Below are 21,369 nucleotides of genomic sequence, written 5' to 3'. Positions count from 1 at the left end.
TCAGTACTCCACTTTCTGGGAGCGGCGGCGGATGACGGTCACCTCGTCGCGCTGGTTGCCGGTGGGCCCGTAGTAGTTGAACGCGTAGGTGAACTGGGCATAGCCGCCCGCGAGATGAGTGGGTTTGAGCAGCAGCCGCGTCAGGGAGTTGTGGATACCCCCGCGCTTGCCGCTGACCTCGGTCCTGGGAACGTTCACGGTGCGGTCCTGCGCGTGGTACATGTACACGGTGCCCTCGGGCATCCGGTGGGTGACCACGGCACGGGCGGCGACGACGCCGTTGCGGTTGTATGCCTCGACCCACTCGTTGTCCTTGACGCCGATCCTGTCGGCGTCGCCAGCGGACATCCAGATGGTGGGCCCGCCCCGGGACAGGTCGAGCATGTATTTGTTGTCCTGGTAGTTCGAGTGGATGGACCACTTGGAGTGCGGGGTCAGGTAGCGGACGGTCACCTCGGCCCGGTCGCCGTCGCGCAGATGCTCGTCGCCGTAGTGGCGTGGCGCGTTCAGCGGTGGCCGGTAGACCGGGAGCTGTTCGCCGAGCTCGGCCATCCAGTCGTGCTGGACGAAGAAGTGCTGGCGGCCGGTGAGGGTGTGCCAGGGCTTCTTGTGCTCGACGTTGATGACGAAGGGGGAGTAGCGGCGGCCCCCGGTCTCCGAACCGGACCACTCGTAGGAGGTCATCACGGCACGGGGCTGGGTACGGGTGTCGGCGAAGGTGATCCGCTCGGCCTCGCGTTCGGCGGCCAGTTCCGCCAGGCCCTCGCTGCCGGTGTGTTTCTCCAGCGCGCGGAAGCCCTCGGTGGCCAGGCGCCCGTTCGTGGTTCCGGACAGGGCCAGGATCGCCTCGCACATGTCGGAGGCGGTGGCCAGGGAGGGCCTTCCGGCGGCGACGCCGTCGCGTACGGTGCCGCAGCGATGCCGCAGCTCCTCGATCTCCTGGTCCGGGTGGACGGTGACCCCCTTGGTGCTGGCGCCCAGGGTGTCCAGCAGCGGGCCGACGGCGCGCATCTTCTGCCCTGTCGCCGCGAAGTCCCTCTCGAGCGTGACGATCTTCGGCATGTTCCGGCCGGGAACGGGCTCGCACTCGCCCGTCTTCCAGTCCTGTACGGCACCGCCTGGCTGGGCGAGTTCGTCAGGGGTGTCGTGCTGCAGGGGCACGGCCAGGACATCGGTGCGGGTGCCCAGGTGCTCACTGGCCAGCTCGCTGAACTTGTCGGCGACGGCCAGGAAGGTGTCGTAGTCGGTGCGTGCCTGCCAGGGCGGGGCGATGGCGGGGGTGAAGGCGTGCACGAAGGGGTGCATGTCCGTGCTGGACAGGTCGTCCTTCTCGTACCAGGTGGCCGCGGGCAGCACCACGTCGGAGAACAGTCCGGTGGAGGTCATCCGGAAGTCCATGGTGACCATCAGGTCGAGCTTTCCCTCGGGGGCCTCCGCGCGCCACACCACGTCCTCGGGCCGTCCCTCGGGCGGGGTCTCCTGGGAGCGGACGGCCGCGTCGGTGCCCAGCAGGTGCCGCAGGAAGTACTCGTTGCCCTTGCCGGACGAGCCCAGCAGGTTGGCCCGCCACACGGTCAGCACCCGGGGGAAGTTGGCCGGGTCGTCCGGGTCCTCGGCGGCGAACCGCAGCCGGCCGGACTTCAGCTCCTCCACGATGTGCTCGGCGACCGGCCGGCCCGCACGCGCCGCCTCGTCGCACAGGTCGAGCGGGTTGCGGTTGAAACCGGGGTGGCCCGGCGTCCAGCCCAGCCGTACGGCCTGCGCCAGGCAGTCGGCGAACGCCTTGCCCCGGAACCTGCCCTGCCCGAGCGGGGTGGCCAGCTCGTCGGGCCCGAACGCCTCGTAGCGCCACTGGCCGGAGTTCAGATACCAGTAGGAGGTGCCGGCCATGTGCCGCGCGGGCCGGTGCCAGTCGAAGGCGAACGACAGGTGCTGCTGCCCGGTGACCGGACGGACCTTCTCCTGGCCGACGTAGTGTGCCCAGCCACCGCCGTTGACGCCCTGGCACCCTGTCATGGTGGTCAGCGCGAGGAATGCCCGGTAGATGGTGTCGGAGTGGAACCAGTGGTTGGTCCCCGCTCCCATCGCGATCATCGAGCGCCCCCGGGTCCGCTCCGCGTTCCGGGCGAACTCCCGGGCGATCCGTGCCGCCTGCTCGGCCGGCACCGAGGTGATCGTCTCCTGCCAGGCAGGGGTGCACGGTTCGGACGCGTCCTCGTACGACGAGGGCCAGCTTCCCGGCAGGCCAGGACGCCCGACCCCGTACTGCGCCAGCATCAGGTCGAATACGGTGGTGACCAGGCGCCCGCCGAGGCGGCGCACAGGCACCCCGCGCACCATCACCGAGCCGCCCTCCGTGCTGCCGACGTCGAAGCGGGGCAGGGCCACGGCCACCGTCTCCTCCGCCGTGTCGAGCAGGCTCAGCTCGGGCACGGTGTCGCCCTGGTCCAGGTTCCAGCGGCCGGGTTCGGTCTTTCCCCACCGGAAGCCGAGGGAGCCGCCTGGCACCACCGGCTCGCCGGTGGCCGAGTCGACGAGTACGGTTTTGGACTCCGCGTGCTCCGTTTCCCGGCCCAGGTCGGCCGCGGTCAGAAAGCCGTCCGGGACCAGTCCGCCCCCCGCGTGCTCACGCAGCGACACCAGGAACGGGGCGTCGGTGAACTTCCGCAGGTAGTCCTGGAAGTAGGGGACCTCACGGTCGACGAGGAACTCCTGCAGCACCACATGCCCCATGGCCATGGCCAGTGCCCCGTCGGTGCCGGGATGGGGAGCGAGCCACTCGTCGGCGTGCTTGACGTTGTCGGCGTAGTCGGGGCTGACCGCCACGACCTTGGTGCCGTTGTAGCGGGTCTCGGTGAGGAAGTGGGCATCGGGTGTGCGGGTCACCGGGATGTTGGAGCCCCACATGACCAGGTAGCCGGCGTTCCACCAGTCGGCGGCCTCCGGCACATCGGTCTGGTCGCCGAAGACCTGCGGCGAGGCGACCGGCAGGTCCGCGTACCAGTCGTAGAAGGACAGCAGGGTGCCGCCGATCAGCGAGTGGTAGCGGGCACCGGCAGCGAACGACGCCATCGACATCGCCGGAATGGGCGAGAAGCCCGCCACCCGGTCGGGGCCGTACCGCTCGGCGGTGTGCACCTGGGCTGCGGCAACCAGCTCGGTCACCTCGTCCCAGTCGGCGCGCACCAGGCCGCCCTTGCCGCGCGCCCGCTTGTAGGCGCGGGCCTTCGCCGGGTCGGAGGTGATCTCGGCCCAGGCCGCCACCGGGTCGCCGAGGCGCTCACGGGCCTCGCGCCACAGCTTGAGCAGTGCGCCGCGTACATACGGATAGCGGACCCGGCTGGGGGAGTAGGTGTACCAGGAGAACGAAGCGCCGCGCGGACAGCCGCGCGGCTCGTACTCGGGACAGTCCGTGCCGATCGACGGGTAGTCGGTGGCCTGGTGCTCCCAGGTGATGATCCCGTCCTTGACATACACCATCCAGGAGCAGGAGCCGGTGCAGTTGACGCCGTGCGTGGACCGTACGACTTTGTCGTGCGCCCAGCGGCTCCGGTAGAACCCCTCCCACTTGCCGTCGGCATCCTCGAACACGGCCCTGCCGTCGGCCGAGGTCTCACGGCGGGTGAGCAGTCGCCGGGCGGCCAGCGGCCAGCCTTGCGCGGCGTGCGACTGTCCCGGTCGTACGTTCTGGTCGTTCTCCATGGTCGAGAACGCTAGGGTCCGGCCCCGCGCCGAGCCCGGGGCCGAACGGCCCTGGCCGGGGACCTGTACGGCCTGACATTCGTCCGCACCGGTAGGTCTCTGGTCCCTGGGGCCGGTGCCGGGGAGCCCCGCCTCCCGGCCGTTGGCCACCGGTCCGCCGCACCATCCGGACCGCCACGGTGCCCGGCGGCTCCGGCCTTCCCAGCGCTCCGGACCACCTGCCGCCCGGGCCGCGAGCTGGGCGGGGGCTCGCACTGTTCGCGGTGGTGATGCTCGCCGCGGCCGGGCACGGCGTCGCGCATGTAAAGGCCGCACCGATCCGGCCCGCGCACTGGCGGTCGCTCGCTGGTCGGCTCCCTGGGCGTCGTCCTGCTCGCGACGTCCCTGCCCGCCACCTGAGCCCGCCGAGCGCCCGTGACGCCCTCCCCAGGACCGGACGGCCCGGTCGGCGGCCGGAGTTCCGGGCCGTCCGGTCCCCAGGCAGGGACGGTCAACCCTCGCCGGGCTTCCAGAGGACGACCGAGAGTGGAGGACGCCGGGGAACCGCGCGGCAGCAGCGGCCCCCTCGTCAGAGGTGAGGAGCAGCGTATGAGCACTCGGGCAATCGACGCCACCGTCCTGGAGACGCTGATGGCCGCCGCGGTGGCGGCACCGTCGATCCACAACACCCAGCCGTGGCGCTTCGGAATGCGGGCGGCCACCCGGTCCGTCGAGGTCCGCCTCGACGACAGGCGGGTCCTGCCGCTGGCGGACCCGGAGCGCCGCGCGCAGCATCTGTCCGTGGGCGCCGCGGTCTTCAACCTCCGGGTGGCCGCCGCCCACCTGGGCTGGGACCCGGTGGTGCGGCTGCTGCCCGAACCGGCCCAGCCCGACCTGGTGGCCACCGTGCAACTGACCACTCCTGCCGGCGAGCCGCCGCAGATCGGGCGGCTGTACCCGGCCGTCGAGCGGCGCCACACCAGCAGGTTGCCGTTCACCGGCCGCCCGGTGCCCGAGCCGGTCGTGGCGGACATGATCGCCGCTGCCCAGGCCGAGGGCGCTCGGCTGCACTCACCGGACTACGCCACCACACGGCGGCTGCTGCTCCTGACCGCGGCGGCCGAGGAGCGCCACCATTCCAGTCCGGCGCACACGGCCGAGAGCCGCGCCTGGATCACCGCGCCGGGAACCGACCTCCCCTACGGCATTCCGCTCACCGCCCTCGGCCCGCAGGACGCGAGTGGCCGTGTACCGCTGCGGGACTTCACCGGCCCCCTGCCAGTGCTGCGCCGCCCGGATGTGCGCTTCGAACGCCATGTGCAGGTGGCGCTGTTGTGGACTTCCCACGACCGGCGGGAGGACTGGCTGCGGGCGGGTCAGGCCCTCGAACACATCCTGCTCACCGCTACCGAGCAGCAGGTGCGCACCTCGATCCTGCACGAGGCGATGGAATGGCCGGACCTGCGGGAGGCGACGGGCCTTGCGCACCGCCGGTGCAGCCCCCAACTGCTGATCCGCTACGGCTACGGCCCGGAAGGTGCCCGCGTCCCGCGCGCCTCGGCGTAGCTGCCCGACCCCGCACACAGGCGCGGGAGCCGGGACACGTGAGGGCGCCGGTCAGATCCGTCGGTCCGCGCTGCCGGCGCCGTTGACGACTCGCCCCGTGACCATCTCCGACTCGATACGGACGAAGACGCCGTCCTGTACGTCCACCCAGGACCGCAGCCCCGTCCGGGAGAGGCGCTCGTGCTCGGCCGGGTCGGTCACGACGGCGGCGCGGCCGGTGACGACCACGCTCCATCCCGAGCGCTCCTCGGCGTCGAAGTCGTCTGTCTCGAAGGCCACCACGGCTCCGTCGATCGCGCGGACGAGGTGCGAGGACGCCGAGGTGCGCAGGATGACGGAGGAATCCGTGTCGAGACCGAAGTTGACCGGAAGGATCGCGTGCAGGGCCTGCCGGGTGTAGACGACGCGGCCCACCGGCACCTTGGCCAGCAGACGCAGGCACTCCTGCCGGTCGAGCGCGTGAAAGCCGTCATCTGGAAGCATTTCTCCATGTTCGCTCGCGCAACCGGTCCCGCGTAGGGCCGGACGGTCCTCACCCGGTGCCCGCCGGTCCGGTCCTGCCCGGCGAAGGTCGGGAGACGGCCGGGGGCAGCACGGGACCCTCGGGCAGCCGGAGGAAAGTCCCGGCCCCCCCGGCGTGGGGCCCTTCGGCCCGGCCTTCGCCCGTCGAGCGGGGCCTTATGGCCCTCAAGACGGGCCGGACCGGTCCGGGGGGAGGTACCGAGGGCCCCGTGCGTGAGCGCCCCATGTCGCGAAGCCTGTACTCAGGCCGCCTGAGCCGTCCGGCAACACCGCGGCGAACCACTGCGAGCAGGAGGAACACATGGTGCTCCAACAGTCCGGGAGAAACGAAGCCTCTCCGTCGGTACCTGAGCGGGTATCGGGCCGGGCCTGGCTGATGCTGGTGCTGGCCACGGTGGGCTTCGCGATCAACTTCTGGGCATGGGCGCTGCTCAGTCCGCTGGGCCCGCGTTTCCAGGACAGCCTGCATCTGTCCTCGTTCGAGCAGTCGCTGCTGGTCGCGGTGCCGGTGGTGGTCGGCTCGCTGGGCCGGGTCCCGGTGGGCGCGCTGACCGACCGATTCGGTGGACGGGTGATGTTCCCACTGGTCTCCGCGGCCACCATCGTCTCGGTGCTGTACCTGGGCCTGGCCGGTCACTCCACGTTCGCCGCCCTGCTGGTGGGCGGGTTCTTCCTCGGCATCGGCGGTACCGCGTTCGCCGTCGGTGTGCCGTACGTCAGCGCCTGGTTCCCGCCCGAGCGGCGCGGTCTGGCGATCGGGATCTTCGGTGCCGGTATGGGCGGTACCGCGATCAGCGCCCTGACCACGGTGAAGCTCGTCGAGGCGCACGGCATGGCCGGCCCCTTCCTGATCGCTGCGGCTGCGCTGGCGGTCTACGCGGTGGTGGCCGCCCTGGTGATGCGGGACGCGCCCGGCCACGCCGCGCCCGCCGAGCCCCTGGCCCACCGTCTGGCCGCCACCGTGAAGCTCGGCGTCACCTGGCAGGCTTCGGCCCTCTACGCGGTCGCCTTCGGCGGCTACGTGGCCTTCTCCGTCTACCTGCCCACCTACCTCAAGACCGGCTACAGCCTCTCCCAGACGGACGCCGCGAACCGCATGGCCGGCTTCGTGCTCCTGGCGGTCGCGATGCGCCCGGTCGGCGGCTGGCTGTCGGACCGCGTCGGCCCGGTCCGGGTGCTGGCCGGATCGCTCGCCCTGGTGCTGGCGGGGGCCTTCGCCCAGTCCTTCACCCCGTCCCTGGCCCCCGTGGGCACGATCGCCTTCCTGACCATGGCCGCCGCGCTCGGTGCCGGGAGCGGAGCCGTCTTCGCCCTGGTAGCGCTGCTGGCTCCGGCAGACAAGGTCGGCTCCGTCACCGGTGTCGTCGGCGCCGCGGGCGGGCTGGGCGGCTTCGTCCCACCGCTGGTGATGGGTTCGGTGTACGGGGCCTTCGGCTCCTACGCGATCGGTCTGGTCCTGCTCGCCGTGGTGGCCGCCGCGGCCCTGACCTTCACCGAGACCGGGGTGCGCAGCGTGGTCACCCACCGGACGCCGGCCCGGCAGCAGTGCACAGGCGGCACCGCGTAGGAGGGGAGAGTCCATGTGCGAGTACTGCGGCTGCCAGTCGCTGACGGCCATCGCGGAGTTGACCCGGGAACACGATGCGGTGGTGACGCTGATCAGCCACGCGCGCGAGGCTCGCCGCGGTGGCGACGTCTCCCGGATGATCGGCACCGCCCGGAAGATCGCCGAGGTGCTGGAGCCGCACACCCAGGTGGAGGAGTACGGCCTGTTCCCGGCCATGGCCGCCGAATTCCCTGAGAAGATCAGCGCGTTGGAGGACGAGCACCGCCGGGTCGACGCGGTGCTCCGGGAGGCAGCGGTCGGCCTTCCGGCCGACCCGGGGTGGCCGGACCGGCTGATCGAGGTGCTGGACCTGCTGCGGGACCACATCCTCAAGGAGCAGGACGGCGTCTTCCCCGCGGCGCTGGCGTTCCTGGGTCCCGAGGAGTGGGAAGCGGTCGCGGCCGTGCGCGCCCGTGTCGGTACCGGGGCACCGGAGCCCACCCGCTGACGGAGACGGTGCTCATGGGGGCGGGTGCGTGTCCGTCCAGGCCATCGCCGTTGACGACTGCGGGGAACGCGTCGGCTGACCGGGTGCCTGGCGCGCACGGCGAGGCACGTGGCCGGGGCGGTGGGTGGGGCTCACGACGCGGAAGGCAGCGGGGCCACCCATTCGACCTGGGTACCGGTCGGCTCGTTCGGGCCGATCGTGAGCGTGCCGCCCAGCTCCTCGGCGCGCTGCCGGAGGTTGGCCAGGCCGCTGCGGCGGGTGACGGCCGGGTCGATGCCGCGACCGTTGTCCGTCACCCGCAGCCTCAGCTGCGTCTCGGTGACCTCCACGCTCACGTCGACCGAGGTGGCCCGGGCGTGCCGGGCGGCGTTGGAGAGGGCCTCACCGAGCGCGGCCAGCAGGTTGTCGGCGTGCTCGGCCGGAACATTGGTGTCCAGCAGACCGGTCATGCGCAGTGCCGGTGTGAAACCGAGGGCTTGGGCGCCCGGCTCCATGGCGCTCACCAGGCGGGCACGGAGCCCATCGCTGCGGGCCCGGTCCTGCTCGCGGAGGGCGTAGATGGTGGAGCGGATGACCTTGATGGTGTCGTCCAGGTCGTCCACCACCCGCTGCACCCGGTCGCCGAGTCGCGGCTGGTCGGTGAGGCGTCCGAGCGTGGACTGGAGGGTCAGGGCTCCGGCGAACAGGCGCTGGATGACCAGGTCGTGCAGGTCGCGGGCGATGCGGTCACGGTCGTTGAGCACCAGCATGTGCTCGGCGTCCTGCCGGTGCTCGGCGACCTCCAGGGCGAGCGCCGCCTGGTTGCCGTAGCCGATGACCATGTCGATGACGGACTTGTGGAACGAGGGCCCTCCCGGCACGTTCGCCATCTGGAGCACACCGCGGACGTGGTCCCGGGTGCCGAGCGGCACGAAGAACGCCGGGCCCAGCTCGACCAGCGTCGCACTGCCGCCCTCCGCACGGGGATCGGAGCTGACCGCGTCGCTGGTGATCGTCTCACCGGAGGTGTACACCTGGGCGGCCAGCGCCCCGGAGCCCAGCACCAGACCGCGCACCTTCTCCGCGCCGTTGCCGTCGGCCGCCTCGATGACCAGTTCCCCGCTGTCGCCCACCGGTACGGCCAGGGTGACCAGGTCCGCGTCGACCATCTCCCGCACCGTGGCGGTGAAAGATCTCAGCACGGCGCCGGGATCGGTGCCGGACAGCAGGCTGCGCGTCAGCTCGTTGCTCGCCGCCAGCCAGCGCTGTCTCCGGCGGGCGTCGTCGTACAGCCGGGCGTTGTCGATCGCCACGCCGGCCGCCGCGGCAAGGGTGCGCAGCACAGCCTCGTCGTCGGCGTCGAACTCGGCTGCACCCTGCTTGTCGGTCAGATACAGGTTGCCGAAGACCTGCTCACGCACCCGGACGGGCGTGCCGAGGAAGCTGCTCATCGGCGGGTGTCCCGGCGGGAAGCCCGTCGAATCGGGGTGCTGCGACAGGCGGGCCAGGCGCAGCGGCTCCGGGTGCCGGATCAACAGGCCGAGGATGCCCTCACCGCGCGGGTAGTGGTCGATCTGGGCGATGGTCGCCTCGTCCATGCCGACGGTGATGAACTGCTTGATCGTCCCGTCCTCGCCCAGTACACCGAGCGCCCCGTACCGGGCGTCGACCAGGGAGACGGCGGACTCCACGATGCGTTTCAGCACCACTTCCAGATCGAGGTCGGAGCCGATGGCCAGTACGGCGTCCAGCAGGGTGTGGACCCGGTCCCGTGCCGCCCGCACCTGAGCCACCTGCTGCTGGAGGCCGTCCAGCAGCTCGTCCAACCGCAGCTGCGGCAGGGCTCCGGCATCCCCGGCCGCGCGGAAGTCCTGGCTGTCCTCGTCCACCGCAGCTCCTCTTGCCGTTTTGCCGGTCCTCACAAGCGTGCCCATCACGATCGCCGGCCGGACATCACCCCACGGGACGTCGAGCCCTCACCGAGGACCACCCTAAGACCCCGCTCCGGTCGGTGAGTCGGCGGCAGCCGGAGCTGTGGATACGCCGGCGAAGGTGAGAGGAGGCACCCGGCCTTGCGCATACGGCGAAGGTGCGGGGCCACCCCTTGCGCCTCCGGGGTCCGCGCACACCCGGTCGAGCTGGTCGCCCGTCCGATCGGCGCGAGCCTGCAGGTCTACGGGTGCCGCCATACACAGAGGTTGCGTGCCGGGCAGCCGGCTGCCGCGCTTCCACCGGAGCGGCTTGCCCGGCGCCGTGGTCCCGCACCTCGTTCCTGGCTCACCGCCGCTCCAACATGCGGGCCTTCCTCGCCGGCGTCGAGGGTGGCCGGATACAGGCGTAGGCGCCGAGCGGCCGTGCTGTCAGCATGGCTGAGTGCGCTGAGCGGCGGCCGGGCGGGGCAGACTCCGGTCGGCCCCCCACCCGTTGGTTCTGCTTGGGGAACGACCGATGAGGGGAGCACTTTCCCATGCTGAGAACGGCACTGCGTACCTTGGTGGTCGCGGCCACGGCCGCCGCCGCTGTGACGGCCGCAAACGGGTCTGCCGCAGCGTCCGCACCGCGGGCGCCGGAGCGCGGGACCACGACGGCGTCTGCCGCGTTCTGGTCCTGCACCGTTCCGTCGGGCTATGTGTACACGAACACCCGCAACACGCTGAGCTGCTCCACCAGCGGCGGCTTCCGCACCCAGTACTACGTCCAGCAGCCCACCGACAACCTGTGGTCGTGCGTGCCGGCGTCGGGCTTCACCTACACCTCCACCCGCAGCAGCACCAGTTGCTCCACCAGTGGCGGCTTCCGCACCCAGTATCTGCTGCGTACCCCGACGACCGGGCTGTGGGCGTGCACCGTTCCCTCCGGATTCACCTACACCTCCACGCGCAGCACGCTGAGCTGTTCCACCAGCGGTGGCTTCAGTACCCAGTACCTGTTGCGTGCTCTGTGACGCACGGCCCGAACGTGTCTGTGCCATGGTGAACGTCGCCCGCCTTGCGGCCCGTCCAGCGCCGGCGCCGGGCTCTTGCAGTGAGGTGGCCGGCAGGGTCTCCCGCTGAGCGAACCTGGAGGAGGAGCACAGGGGAGCAGTTCATCGGAGGCTTTCCGGTGCCGACCGTGATGGGGCCGTCCTTGCGCGCACGCAGGGATGGCCCCGCCTGGCGAAAGGGCTGGCGGGAGGCCGGCTGAACCTTCGACGGGCCACCGGGTCAGGAGGATCGCGGCTGCACCGCCGACCGGCCCCGGCGAGAGGGACGTTCAGCCCCACCGCCGGAGCCCTTCGGCACACGGTGCGGCGCAGCGCACCACGCGAGAGTGGCAGAAGCCAAGCCGCAACCACCCGCAGACTTGCGCCGGAAGGGTCGACCACCATGGCCGTGCACCAGCATTCTCACCGCACCCCCGGTTTCCACCTGCCACTCCGCGGGAACCGGACCGGCTCCGCGACCGCCGACACGGCAGCCCTCGCCACGCACACCGCTCAGGCCCGCGCTCTCGCGTCCCTGCGCGTGCTGACCGGGTTCGTCTTCCTGTGGGCGTTCCTGGACAAGACCTTCGGCCTCGGATACGCCACGGCCTCCGGCCACAGCTGGATCGACGGCGGCTCCCCGACCAGAGGCTTCCTCAGCGGTGTCGCCGCCGGTCCCATGCGATCCACGTTCCACTCCTGGGCCGGCCAGACCTGGGCGGACTGGCTGTTCATGCTCGGGCTGCTCGGTATCGGCGCGGCGGTCACGGCCGGTCTGGCACTGCGCCCTGCCGCCGTAGCGGGCACCGCGATGATGGCGCTCATGTGGCTCGCCGAGTGGCCGCCGGCCAAGCACCTGGCGAACGGCTCTCCGAGCATGTCGACGAATCCGTTCGACGACTACCACGTGATCTACGCGGTGGCACTGATCGCCGTCGCGGCTGCCGGCGCGGGCACCACCTGGGGCTTCGGCCGGATGTGGGCAGGGCTCCCCGTCATCCGCGACCACGCCTGGCTGCGCTGATTCCTCCACGCCCGGGGAGACGCCCCGTCAGCCGCCTGGCGACCGACGGGGTGGCCCTTGCAGCTCAAAACATCCCAACGAGGTCCAGTACCTCGCGCACGCCATCGGAGTCGGTGGCCCGGATTCAGGAGGTGGAAATCATGACCCGCAGTATCACTGTCGGGCTCGACGGTTCTCCGCAGAGCCGCGCCGCTGCCGAGTGGGCGGCCCGTGAGGCGGAGCTGCGCGGGCTGGCCGTGCGGCTCGTCCAGGTCCGGGAACCGGTGCCGGAACCCATGGCGCAGCTTCCGCTCCGCGGCACCGAGACCCACCAGCGCTGGACCGAGCGCATCGGACGCGAGGCAGCCGAGGGCCTGAGGCTGCGTCATCCCGGAGTGCGGGTGACCGTCGAACGGCTCAGCGGGCGGCGGCCCGCCGAGGCTCTCGTGCGTGCCGCCCGGGATGACGAACTGCTCGTCCTCGGCTCACGGGGCCTGAGCGGGGTGGGCGGTTTTCTGGCCGGCTCGGTCGGTCTGGCTGTCGTCGCGTCCGCCGAGCGGCCCGTCGTCCTGGTCCGCGCCGGGGAGCAGAACACCGACGGGCGGGAGGAGCCGGCGGACGTACGTGCCGCGGCAGCCTCACGCCGCCCCGTTCTGCTCGGACTGGACATCGGCGGTCCTGACCCGGATCTGATCGAGTTCGCTTTCGAGGAGGCCGCCAGGCGCAAAGCGCCGTTGCGCGTGCTGTACGGCTGCAACCTCCCCGCCTTCTACGGCTACGCCATGGCCCCCGTGGCCGAGGTGAGCGGGATGATGGCGCAGAGCAACACCGACGCCCTGAACGAGGCGTTGAGGCCCTGGCGGCAGAAGTACCCGGACGTCGAGACCACTGCGGAATCCCGCTTCGGCAGCCCGTCCTTCCTCATGGTCGAAGCCGCCCGCGAGGCCAGCCTGGTCGTCGTCGGCCGGCGTATCCGCCGTGCCTCCGTCGGCACCCGCATCGGCTCCGTCACCCATGCTCTCCTGCACCACGCCACCGTGCCCGTCGCCGTCGTCGCCCACGACTGACCACCAGGCGCACCGCCGAGCGGGCGGCCCGTCGTGGCCGACTCCGTCGTCCTTCCGGCTCGCGCCGCCTGTGGCGATCGCGCCCTACGGTGTATTGAAGATCAACGGGAGCGATGGGAGGAGCGCAAGTGGAGATCGTCGGGTACGGCGTCCTCGCGGACGAGGAGCCGCTGCTGCGGAACGCCTTCGACAAGACGTTCGAGGGTCGTCATGAACTGCGCTGCCTGGGTCTTTTCCTGGACCGCGACACCGCACCGACCGCGCTCGGCCATGAAGTGGTGCTCAGCAGCGTCAACGACACCCTGGACGCCGAGGTCCTGCGCACCCTGGCCGAGGGCGGCACCCGGATGATCGCCCAGCGGTCCACCGGCTACAACAACATCGATCTCACCGCCGCCGAAGCATGCGGCCTGTCGGTGGCCCGGGTCTCCTCCTACTCGCCGTACTCGGTCGCGGAGTTCGCCTGGATGCTGGCATTGGCGGTCAACCGCCGTATCGTACGGGCGGCGCACCGGACGCGGGAGTTCGACTTCCGGCTCGACGGGCTGCTGGGCCGCGACCTCCACGGCCGTATCGCCGGGGTGATGGGCACCGGAAAGATCGGGGCCGCCTTCGCACGGATCGCCCACGGCTTCGGGATGCGACTGCTCGGCTGGGACCTCAGCGAGAATCCCGACTGCCTCGCCCTCGGTATGGAGTACGTTCCGCGTGAGCGGCTGCTCGCTGAAGCTGACCTGGTCAGCTTGCATGTGCCACTGTCGCCGGACACCCATCACCTCCTCGACAGCAAGGCCCTGGCGCTGATGAAGGACGACGCCATCCTGGTCAATTCGAGTCGCGGCGGCCTGGTGGACACCGACGCCCTGCTGGAGACCCTGCGGGCGGGGCGACTGTGTGGAGTCGGGCTCGACGTGTACGAGGAGGAGGCCGGCGTCTTCTTCCGGGACAAGTCCTTGGAGGTGATGACAGACGAACGCCTCGCCCGGCTGATGACCTTCAGCAACGTGCTGATCACCTCGCATCAGGCATACTTCACCGAGGAAGCCGTCGGCCAGATCGCCCGCACCACCGTGGCCAACATCGAGGACCACCTCGCGGGCCGGGCCGGCGACAACACGCTCGTCACACCCCGGAAAGCCTGACGCGCTGCCCCCGTCGGCGGGCGCTCCCAAGCGGCCTCGGCCCGCAAGCCCGGGCTTGCAGTCTTGCCCGCGACGGTGACATCGCGGCCGGCGAGGAACCGGGCCACGGCGGTCGTCGTGGCGCCCGCTGATGCTCGGGCGCCGGTTCAGGTCGGCTGGATGGCGCCTGGCAGTTCTTCGACGGCCGTGACGAGTGGAGCGAGTGCGGGGTCCTCGGCCGCCTTGTCCAGGGCCTCACGGAGGGCGGTGTTGTGGGTGGGACGGGCTTCGTTCAGCAGGCGCATGCCGGTCTCGGTCACATCCGTGTAGATGCCGCGGCGGTCGGTGGGGCACAGGTAGCGCGAGAGCAGCCCGCGCTGTTCCAGGCGGGTCACCAGCCGTGTGGTGGCGCTCTGGCTGAGCACGACGGCGTCGGCGACCTGCCGCATCTGCAGGTGGCCGCCCTCGCCGTCGTGCTGCCTGCTGAGCACATCCAGTAGCGCGTACTCCCGCGCACTGAGCTTGTGCCCGGCCTGGAGTGCGCGTTCGACGCAGTTCTCGATGCGGCCGTGCAGCAACGAGAGAGCCGACCAACGGTGCGCCAGTGCGGTCATCGCCGGGTCGGTGGCAGTCATGAAGCTCCCTCGGTCGGGTCTTGCCAGCGGTGGCGCCGCGGCAGGGGTTGCCAGGCGTCTCACTCGGTCCACTATACCCGCGTTTGCAGATATCCAGCGTCTGCAACTATTGTGAGCGCTTGTAAAGAGCGGACGCGCTTTACGCTCCGGGGGCACCATCCCCGTCTCCTCTCCTCTTGCACCGTCTAAGGACCTCGTCATGCCGCTCGCACTGCTGGCCCTGGCCATAGGCGCCTTCGGAATCGGCACCACGGAATTCGTGATCATGGGGTTGCTGCCCCAGGTCGGCGCGGATCTCGGGGTATCGGTTCCGACGGCCGGCCTCCTGGTCACCGGCTACGCCCTCGGTGTCGTGATCGGCGCGCCGATCATGACCGTCCTGGGCACCAAGATCTCCCGGAAGAACATGCTCATGCTGCTCATGGGCCTGTTCATCCTCGGCAACCTCATCTCTGCCGCTGCCCCGGTCTTCGCCGTCATGCTGATCGGCCGGGTGGTGGCCTCGCTGGCCCACGGCGCCTTCTTCGGTATCGGCTCCGTCGTCGCCGCCGAACTGGTGGCGCCCCAGAAGAAGGCCGGTGCCATCTCCCTGATGTTCACCGGCCTGACCGTGGCCAACGTGGTCGGTGTGCCCCTGGGTACATTTGTGGGCCAGAGCGCCGGCTGGCGGGTGACCTTCGTCATCGTCGCCGCGCTCGGAGTGCTCGGCCTGGCAGGCGTCGCCGAACTCGTCCCCGACACGCCCAAGCCCGAGGGCGTGCGGCTGCGGCACGAGGTAGCCGCCTTCAAAAATGTCCAGGTCGTACTGGCCATGGCGATGACGGTCCTCGGCTTCGGCGGCGTGTTCGCCGCGATCACCTACATCGCGCCGATGATGACCGATGTCGGCGGGTTCGCCGACTCCTCCGTCACCTGGCTGATGGTGGTCTTCGGATCCGGCATGGTGGCGGGCAATCTCATCGGCGGCCGGTTCGCCGACCGCAGGCTGATGCCGATGCTCTACACAGCTCTGGGCGGCCTCGCACTCGTCCTGCTGGCCTTCACCTTTCTGGCCTCCGTGAAGGTGGCGGCCATCGCGGCTGTGTTCCTCATCGGCGCACTGGGCTTCGCCACCGTCCCGCCGCTGCAGAAACGGGTCCTGGACCACGCCCACGGCGCACCCACGCTGGCCTCGGCGGCCAACATCGGCGCCTTCAACCTGGGCAACGCGCTGTCCGCCTGGCTCGGTGGCATGGTCATCTCCGCAGGGCTCGGCTACACGGCTCCCAACGCCGTCGGTGCCGCCCTGGCCGCCGCGGCGCTGGTGCTGGCCGTCGTTTCGCGGCTGCTGGAACTGCACCCGGGCCGCGGGGCGACGACGCCCACCGACCACGAGCCCCTCGAAGCCGCGGACCTCCTCCGCGCCCCCACCGCCCGCCCGGCCGCCGACCCCGGCGCCGTGGCGGACGCGGCGAGCGTCGTCCGCTCCTGACCGCTGCGACACGCAACGCGAGATCGCCTACCGGCGATCGCAGTCACCCACCTCCGTGCGCAGAACACCTGGTCCCCACCGACCGGTACAGAAGAACGACCGGTACAGAAGAACACCGACAGCACTACCGAAAGGTCCCCCATGACTGCCATCCCGAGCGTGACCCTCAACAATGGCGTGGTCATGCCGCAACTCGGCTTCGGCGTCTTCCAGGTCCCCGACGAGGAGACCACCGCTGCCGTCGCCGGCGCCCTCGAGGCCGGTTACCGCAGCATCGACACCGCAGCGGTCTACGGCAACGAGCGTGGCGTCGGCAAGGCCCTCGACTCCTCCGGCCTCCCTCGCGAGGACCTCTTCATCACGACCAAGCTGTGGAACGACGATCAAGGCAGGGACAAGGCCCTGGCCGCGTTCGACTCCTCCCTGGAGAAGCTGGGCCTCGACTACGTCGACCTCTACCTGATCCACTGGCCCACCCCGGCCCGTGATCTGTACGTGGAGACCTACAAGGTGCTGGAGGAGGTCCTGGCCAGCGGGCGCGCCCGCGCCATCGGAGTCTCGAACTTCCGAGTCGCCGACCTGAAGCGCCTGCGGGAAAGCACGGGCGTCACCCCGGCCGTCAACCAGATCGAGTTGCACCCCGGGTTCCAGCAGAGCGAGCTGCGCGCCTTCCACGCCGAGCACGGCGTCGCCACCGAGGCGTGGAGCCCTCTGGCCCAGGGCGCGGTCCTCAAGGACCAGCCGATCGTGAAGATCGCTGGCACGCACGGCGTGTCCCCGGCTCAGGTTGTGCTGCGCTGGCACCTGCAGAGCGGCAACATCGTTATCCCCAAGTCCGTCACCCCTGAACGCATCCGGCAGAACCTCGACGTCTTCGGCTTCGAACTGAGCGACGCGGAGGTGTCCCTCATTGCGGGACTGGACCGCGGGCTGCGCACCGGCCCGAACCCGGACACCCTCAACTGACCCCGAGCGCCCGCCCCGAACGCCCACTCGTCCCGCGTGCCACGGGACGGGCGCCCCGGGCGGCGCCGACCGGCCACCGGCATGGACGGACGTCCGCGGCATCGAGCGGCATCGGCATCGGCGTCGGCATCGGTGAACAGCCGCACACCTTCGACGAAGAGGCACCCTCGTGCGGATCGATCTTTCCGGCCACACCGCCCTGGTCACCGTCTCCACCCAGGGCATCCGATACGCCATCGCCGTCGGCCCCGCCCGCGCCGGGGCCCGGGTGGCCGTCAACGTCCGGGCCGCGTCCTTCGCCTGCACCGAGGACGCCCTGGTGTGACCATCGTGGTGGCATGTCGATGCGGAAGCTTCGGCCTCTGTCCAGTGCATGAGCTTGCTCGGGGGCACCCCGTCGCAGCGGGTGAGCCTGTGGTAAATCGTCTCTCCGTGCCGGTCAGGCCCTCGCCGGGTCCGCCTCGGGCTCGGGGGCCCGGCGGCGGATGCCGAAGTCGTGAGTGAGGGGCGAGAGACAGGCCAGCAGAGCGGAGAAGACGATGCCGCTCCAGCAGAAGACGGCCCATGGCAGGAAGTCGAAGTTCGCCACGCCCAGCGTCGATGCGAAGAAGGCGCCGGAGACGGTCCAGGGCACCAGCACCTCGGTGATGGTGACCGAATCCTCCATGCTCCGCGAAAGGTTGGTCGGGTGCAGGTTCCGCTTCTTGAATGCCTCGCCGTAGAGGTCATTGATGAGGAAGTAGGTGACAAGGGCGTTCGACGTGCCGTTGATGACAGTGAAGCCGGAGAGCAGCGTGGCCGTCACCAGGCTGCCGGTGGAGCGCAGCTTGTCGATCAGCTTGCTGAGCAGGAGGCGGAGCACGCCGGAGTTCTCCAGTGCCGCGGCGAAGAAGAACGCGCAGAAGACGAAGAACGCCGAGCTGTACATCGAGGTCAGGCCGCCTCGGTCGAGCAGCTCGGTGACCGGGGCAGAGACATCGCCGGGCAGCATGTCGGTGGTGAACCCGGAGACGGCGGCGTCGAACGTGTCGGCGATGCTGAAGCCCTGGACCAGTACGGCGAGTACCGCGGCGGTCATCGAGGACACGAAGAGCACGATCAACGGGGGCTTGCGCATGATCGACCCGATGAGGACCACCGCGGGCGGCAGGAGCAGCACAGGGTTGAGGACGAACAGTCCTTGCACCTCGGTGACGGTGCGGTCGATGACGTCGAGGTTGACCGACCCCGCGTCGATCGACAGTCCGGCGAGCAGGAAGACCACGATCGCGACGACCGACGACGGCACCGCTGTGTAGAGCATGTGGCGGATGTGCTCGTAGATGTTGGCACCGGCCGCCAGGGAGCTCATGTTCGTGGTGTCGGACAGCGGTGAGAGCTTGTCGCCGAAGTACGCGCCCGAGACCACGGCACCAGCGGTGATCGCCAGTGAGATGTCCATCGTGGCGGCGACACTGATCAGCGCGACGCCGATCGTGCCGGCCGAGCCCCAGGACGTCCCCGTGAATGTGGCGACAATGGCTGTGACGACGAAGGCCAGGACGTAGAGGTACGACGGATTGATGAGTTCGAGGCCGTAGTTGACCATGAGCGGGACGGTGCCCGCGATCATCCAGGTACCGATCAGCATCCCGATGCTCAGCAGGATGAGGATGCCCGGCAGGGCTCGCTTGATCTTCTCGCCCATGTCAGTGAGGACCTGGTCCAGACTGACGCCGTGGAGGGCGGCGAAGACCGTGAACACGATGGCCGCGAATATGAGCATCAGCTCCGCGGGGAATTCCAGAATCCCGATACCGCCGACGAAGATCGCCAGGGTGATGACCACCGGAATGAGCGCGACGGTGAGCCGCGGTTGGGAGCGCGCACGCTTCTCAGCCTGCTCGTCCGACGCCGTTTCCTGCTGAAACTCCATTGTTCCCTCTCAGGCAAGAGTAGTGATGGCGTGTGGAAGCCGTCAGCGGGCGAGTGATGCGAAAGCCTGGTCGAGGTCCTCGATCTGGCTCTGTGCGCCCTCAAGCCCCACGGAGAGCCGGATCAGGCCGCCGAGGCCCGGGGCCGGGGCATCGGTGGAACGCATAGGTGAGGTCACGAGACTCTCGTAGCCGCCCCAACTCGGGCCGATCCGAAAGAGCCTCAGGGCGTCGATGAACCGGGCCACCCGCGAGAAGGTGCCCTCCCGCAGCTCGAAGCTGAGGAGTCCGGAGAAGCCGCTGAACTGGGAGGCGATCACAGCCTCGTCCGGGTCGTGGTCGACGTGCGGGTGGTGGACAGCGGTGACCTCGGGATGCGCGCGCAGATGGTCGATGACACTGAGCGCGTTGCGCTGGTGCTGCTCCATCCGTACCGGGAGGGTCCGCAGTCCCCGCAGCACGAGGGACGCCTCCATGGCGGACATGACGGCGCCGAACAATTGGTGGCCCTGGTAGAAGAGCTCCCGGATGGAGTCCTTGGAGCCGATCACCGCGCCGCCGATGACATCGCTGTGCCCGCCGATGTACTTGGTCAGGGAGTGGACGACGAGGTCCACGCCAGCCGTGAGCGGCTTCTGGAAGAGCGGTGTGGACCAGGTGTTGTCCATCACCGTGCGGACGCCGTGGCGCCGCGCGACCCTCGTCAGCGCCAGCACGTCCACGACCTTCATCAGCATGGTGCCCGGGCTCTCAAGATAGATGAGTGCCGTGTTCTCCCGGATGTGCTCCTCGACGTCGGCGGCGGCCGGGGCGGCGAGGATCGTGTGCTCGACCCCGAAGCGCTCGAGGTGCTGCGCGAGTTCGACCGTCGGGCCGTAGACGGTGTTGACGAAGAGCACGTGATCGCCACCGCGCAGCAGACCGGCGAAGACTGCGCCGATCGCGCCCATGCCGGAGGCAAAGCACTTCGCGGCCTCGCCGCCCTCGAGCAGCGCGAGACGCTCCTCAAGGAAGGCGACCGTCGGGTTGGTTCCCCGGCTGTAGACGAAGTTCTCGTGCTCGGCGGCCTGCTGCCGTACGAACTCCTCGAAGGACGGCTTGGTGAAAAGGCTCGTCTGATAGATGGGCGGCGCCACGGCACCGGGCCCGACGCCCGGACCGTCCCAGGCGCCCATACATATCTGCTGGTCGGTGCTGTTCACCCGTGCCCCTCGTCGCGGACCTGCGTGCGGACGTCGGCGGGTCTCCGAGCGAGCCGCCGAACGCGACGTAGCTTGTAATATAAGCTGCTACGTGGTCAACACTTTCCGACGAACGCGTAAGACCGAACGCATACGATCGGCATTGGTCCGCACCGCACCGCACCGGACGGCGCAAGCCGCTCAGCAGGCTGCCGTTCGGCAGACGGCCGCTCAGTAGGCTCAGGTGCGAAGGCCGATTTCGACTAAGGGGCGAACGCATTGAGAGACACGGCGGAGGGGGAGTCCGCGCGGCAGTCGGCAGGGCGCAGTGCGATGCGCGCCCAGCCACGGTCGCTGACCACACAGGTCGTGGAGTTCATCGAGGAACTGTGCGTGGGCCCGGGGGTCGAGCCGGGTAGCCAACTCCCTCCGGAGGGCGAGCTCGCGGCACGGTTCGGGGTGAGCCGGGTGGTGCTCAGAGAGGCGATGAAGACCCTTGAGGCGCGCGGCCTGGTGCAGCGGCGCCAGGGCAAGCCGGCTGTCGTCGCCTCACCGAACGCTTTGCCGGTGGAGAAGTTCGTCGCGTTCGCGGTCCTGCGTGACAAGCGCGCCCTCATGGAGTTCACCGAGATCCGCAAGGCGCTCGAGGTACACGCCGCTCGACTCGCCGCGCAGCGCATCGCGGGCCCGGAGGAGCCGCAGACCCGGCCGCACATCGCCCGGGCCCGCGAGGCGATCGCCCAGCAGCGCGCCAACCCGCTCGACATGCCCACCCGCATACGCACGGACGTCGCCTTCCATCAGGCGCTGGTGGCGGCGGCGGGCAACACCAGCCTGACGCAGATCCTGGACGCTTTGGAACGCTCACTCGCCGAAAGCCGGGAGGAGAGCCATCGGCGGTACCTCGCAACCGGGGCCGATCCCGCCCGCTCCGCCACCGAACACGAGGAATTGCTCGACGCTGTGCTGACCGGAGATCCGGCGCAAGCGGTCGCGGCGATGGAATACCACCTGCAGATCACGATGCAGGAGATCGAGAGCCGCCCCGAGGCGGACGGGGCCGAGTAGGGGATGCTGCCCGTCGGATGATGGGCTGGGCGCAGACCGGCCAAGGACGGCACGTCGACCGGAAGCTCCGGGCCGCGCAGGCGAGCGCAGATCCGGCAGCCCTTCGGTGGGACGAGGCGTCGGGCGGAGGGGAGCGGCCGGCGTGGCGCGCGATCGAATCGTTCGGGCGTGATCAATGAG

16 protein-coding genes and 1 pseudogene are annotated in these 21,369 nt (G+C 70.1%); 11 read left to right on the top strand and 6 right to left on the bottom strand.

The features are described from left to right. Positions 1–3,702 carry a nitrate reductase subunit alpha gene (locus tag JW592_RS13500; RefSeq protein WP_209265273.1) on the bottom strand — a complete coding sequence of 1,234 codons (3,702 nt, stop codon included), beginning with the start codon at positions 3,700–3,702 and terminating at the stop codon, positions 1–3. A 588-nt stretch (positions 3,703–4,290) separates the two neighbouring features. Between JW592_RS13500 and JW592_RS13495 the strand changes: the two genes are divergently transcribed. Then, positions 4,291–5,247 (top strand): Acg family FMN-binding oxidoreductase, encoded by a 957-nt coding sequence (locus JW592_RS13495; protein ID WP_209265272.1) that lies wholly within the window; start codon positions 4,291–4,293, stop codon positions 5,245–5,247. Positions 5,248–5,298: 51 nt separating this feature from the next. Here the strand turns inward: JW592_RS13495 and JW592_RS13490 are convergent, their stop codons facing one another. After that, positions 5,299–5,730: a pyridoxamine 5'-phosphate oxidase family protein gene (locus JW592_RS13490; RefSeq protein WP_209265271.1), complete on the bottom strand. Its 432-nt coding sequence runs from the start codon at positions 5,728–5,730 to the stop codon at positions 5,299–5,301. Positions 5,731–6,070: 340 nt separating this feature from the next. Between JW592_RS13490 and JW592_RS13485 the strand changes: the two genes are divergently transcribed. Both JW592_RS13485 and JW592_RS13480 read left to right on the top strand, forming a co-directional pair. Then, positions 6,071–7,336: a nitrate/nitrite transporter gene (locus JW592_RS13485; protein ID WP_307805405.1), complete on the top strand. Its 1,266-nt coding sequence runs from the start codon at positions 6,071–6,073 to the stop codon at positions 7,334–7,336. A 13-nt stretch (positions 7,337–7,349) separates the two neighbouring features. After that, positions 7,350–7,823 (top strand): hemerythrin domain-containing protein, encoded by a 474-nt coding sequence (locus JW592_RS13480; protein WP_209265270.1) that lies wholly within the window; start codon positions 7,350–7,352, stop codon positions 7,821–7,823. Positions 7,824–7,954: 131 nt separating this feature from the next. Here the strand turns inward: JW592_RS13480 and JW592_RS13475 are convergent, their stop codons facing one another. Continuing rightward, positions 7,955–9,691 (bottom strand): GAF domain-containing sensor histidine kinase, encoded by a 1,737-nt coding sequence (locus tag JW592_RS13475; protein ID WP_307805404.1) that lies wholly within the window; start codon positions 9,689–9,691, stop codon positions 7,955–7,957. Positions 9,692–10,269: 578 nt separating this feature from the next. On the opposite strand from JW592_RS13475, the gene JW592_RS13470 reads away from it, so the two are divergent. From JW592_RS13470 to JW592_RS13455, 4 genes are all read left to right on the top strand, one after another. Further along, positions 10,270–10,746, top strand: coding sequence for a hypothetical protein (locus JW592_RS13470; RefSeq protein ID WP_209265268.1), 477 nt, complete (start codon positions 10,270–10,272; stop codon positions 10,744–10,746). A gap of 421 nt (positions 10,747–11,167) precedes the next feature. Next, positions 11,168–11,788 carry a hypothetical protein gene (locus JW592_RS13465; protein ID WP_209265267.1) on the top strand — a complete coding sequence of 207 codons (621 nt, stop codon included), beginning with the start codon at positions 11,168–11,170 and terminating at the stop codon, positions 11,786–11,788. Between the two features lie 140 nt (positions 11,789–11,928). Further along, a complete protein-coding gene (locus JW592_RS13460) occupies positions 11,929–12,834 on the top strand; it encodes a universal stress protein (RefSeq protein ID WP_209265266.1) in 906 nt (301 codons plus the stop codon). Between the two features lie 128 nt (positions 12,835–12,962). Continuing rightward, positions 12,963–13,976, top strand: a complete 1,014-nt coding sequence (locus JW592_RS13455; RefSeq protein WP_209265265.1) for a 2-hydroxyacid dehydrogenase — start codon at positions 12,963–12,965, stop codon at positions 13,974–13,976. 146 nt (positions 13,977–14,122) lie between these two features. On the opposite strand, the gene JW592_RS13450 is transcribed toward JW592_RS13455, so the two are convergent. Then, positions 14,123–14,590, bottom strand: a complete 468-nt coding sequence (locus JW592_RS13450) for a MarR family winged helix-turn-helix transcriptional regulator (protein WP_209265264.1) — start codon at positions 14,588–14,590, stop codon at positions 14,123–14,125. A gap of 199 nt (positions 14,591–14,789) precedes the next feature. On the opposite strand from JW592_RS13450, the gene JW592_RS13445 reads away from it, so the two are divergent. The 3 genes and pseudogenes from JW592_RS13445 to JW592_RS13435 form a co-directional block, all read left to right on the top strand. Then, the gene (locus JW592_RS13445) at positions 14,790–16,061 is read left to right on the top strand and encodes an MFS transporter (protein ID WP_209265263.1); all 1,272 of its coding nucleotides are present in this window, start codon (positions 14,790–14,792) and stop codon (positions 16,059–16,061) included. A gap of 141 nt (positions 16,062–16,202) precedes the next feature. After that, positions 16,203–17,027 (top strand): aldo/keto reductase, encoded by an 825-nt coding sequence (locus tag JW592_RS13440; RefSeq protein WP_209265262.1) that lies wholly within the window; start codon positions 16,203–16,205, stop codon positions 17,025–17,027. Positions 17,028–17,196: 169 nt separating this feature from the next. Continuing rightward, positions 17,197–17,319 (top strand): annotated as a pseudogene (locus tag JW592_RS13435) (oxidoreductase); the annotation flags it as partial. A gap of 147 nt (positions 17,320–17,466) precedes the next feature. On the opposite strand, the gene nhaC reads toward JW592_RS13435, so the two are convergent. Then, a complete protein-coding gene (gene nhaC / locus JW592_RS13430) occupies positions 17,467–18,942 on the bottom strand; it encodes a Na+/H+ antiporter NhaC (protein WP_209265261.1) in 1,476 nt (491 codons plus the stop codon). A gap of 42 nt (positions 18,943–18,984) precedes the next feature. Then, a complete protein-coding gene (locus JW592_RS13425) occupies positions 18,985–20,142 on the bottom strand; it encodes a trans-sulfuration enzyme family protein (protein WP_209265260.1) in 1,158 nt (385 codons plus the stop codon). Positions 20,143–20,454: 312 nt separating this feature from the next. Between JW592_RS13425 and JW592_RS13420 the strand changes: the two genes are divergently transcribed. Beyond that, positions 20,455–21,189, top strand: coding sequence for a FadR/GntR family transcriptional regulator (locus JW592_RS13420; RefSeq protein WP_229375908.1), 735 nt, complete (start codon positions 20,455–20,457; stop codon positions 21,187–21,189). The last annotated feature ends 180 nt before the right edge of the window (positions 21,190–21,369 follow it).

Source organism: Streptomyces spirodelae, assembly GCF_017676385.1.
Classification (GTDB): domain Bacteria; phylum Actinomycetota; class Actinomycetes; order Streptomycetales; family Streptomycetaceae; genus Streptomyces; species Streptomyces spirodelae.
This window is presented reverse-complemented; position numbering and strand designations above follow the sequence as displayed.

Excerpts from the sequence above, each read along its gene's own strand:
- JW592_RS13500 (WP_209265273.1), bottom strand. The coding sequence starts at position 3,702 with ATGGAGAACGACCAGAACGTACGACCGGGACAGTCGCACGCCGCGCAA.
- JW592_RS13495 (WP_209265272.1), top strand. The coding sequence starts at position 4,291 with ATGAGCACTCGGGCAATCGACGCCACCGTCCTGGAGACGCTGATGGCC.
- JW592_RS13490 (WP_209265271.1), bottom strand. The coding sequence starts at position 5,730 with ATGCTTCCAGATGACGGCTTTCACGCGCTCGACCGGCAGGAGTGCCTG.
- JW592_RS13485 (WP_307805405.1), top strand. The coding sequence starts at position 6,071 with ATGGTGCTCCAACAGTCCGGGAGAAACGAAGCCTCTCCGTCGGTACCT.
- JW592_RS13480 (WP_209265270.1), top strand. The coding sequence starts at position 7,350 with ATGTGCGAGTACTGCGGCTGCCAGTCGCTGACGGCCATCGCGGAGTTG.
- JW592_RS13470 (WP_209265268.1), top strand. The coding sequence starts at position 10,270 with ATGCTGAGAACGGCACTGCGTACCTTGGTGGTCGCGGCCACGGCCGCC.
- JW592_RS13465 (WP_209265267.1), top strand. The coding sequence starts at position 11,168 with ATGGCCGTGCACCAGCATTCTCACCGCACCCCCGGTTTCCACCTGCCA.
- JW592_RS13460 (WP_209265266.1), top strand. The coding sequence starts at position 11,929 with ATGACCCGCAGTATCACTGTCGGGCTCGACGGTTCTCCGCAGAGCCGC.
- JW592_RS13450 (WP_209265264.1), bottom strand. The coding sequence starts at position 14,590 with ATGACTGCCACCGACCCGGCGATGACCGCACTGGCGCACCGTTGGTCG.
- JW592_RS13445 (WP_209265263.1), top strand. The coding sequence starts at position 14,790 with ATGCCGCTCGCACTGCTGGCCCTGGCCATAGGCGCCTTCGGAATCGGC.
- JW592_RS13440 (WP_209265262.1), top strand. The coding sequence starts at position 16,203 with ATGACTGCCATCCCGAGCGTGACCCTCAACAATGGCGTGGTCATGCCG.
- nhaC (WP_209265261.1), bottom strand. The coding sequence starts at position 18,942 with ATGGAGTTTCAGCAGGAAACGGCGTCGGACGAGCAGGCTGAGAAGCGT.
- JW592_RS13420 (WP_229375908.1), top strand. The coding sequence starts at position 20,455 with ATGCGCGCCCAGCCACGGTCGCTGACCACACAGGTCGTGGAGTTCATC.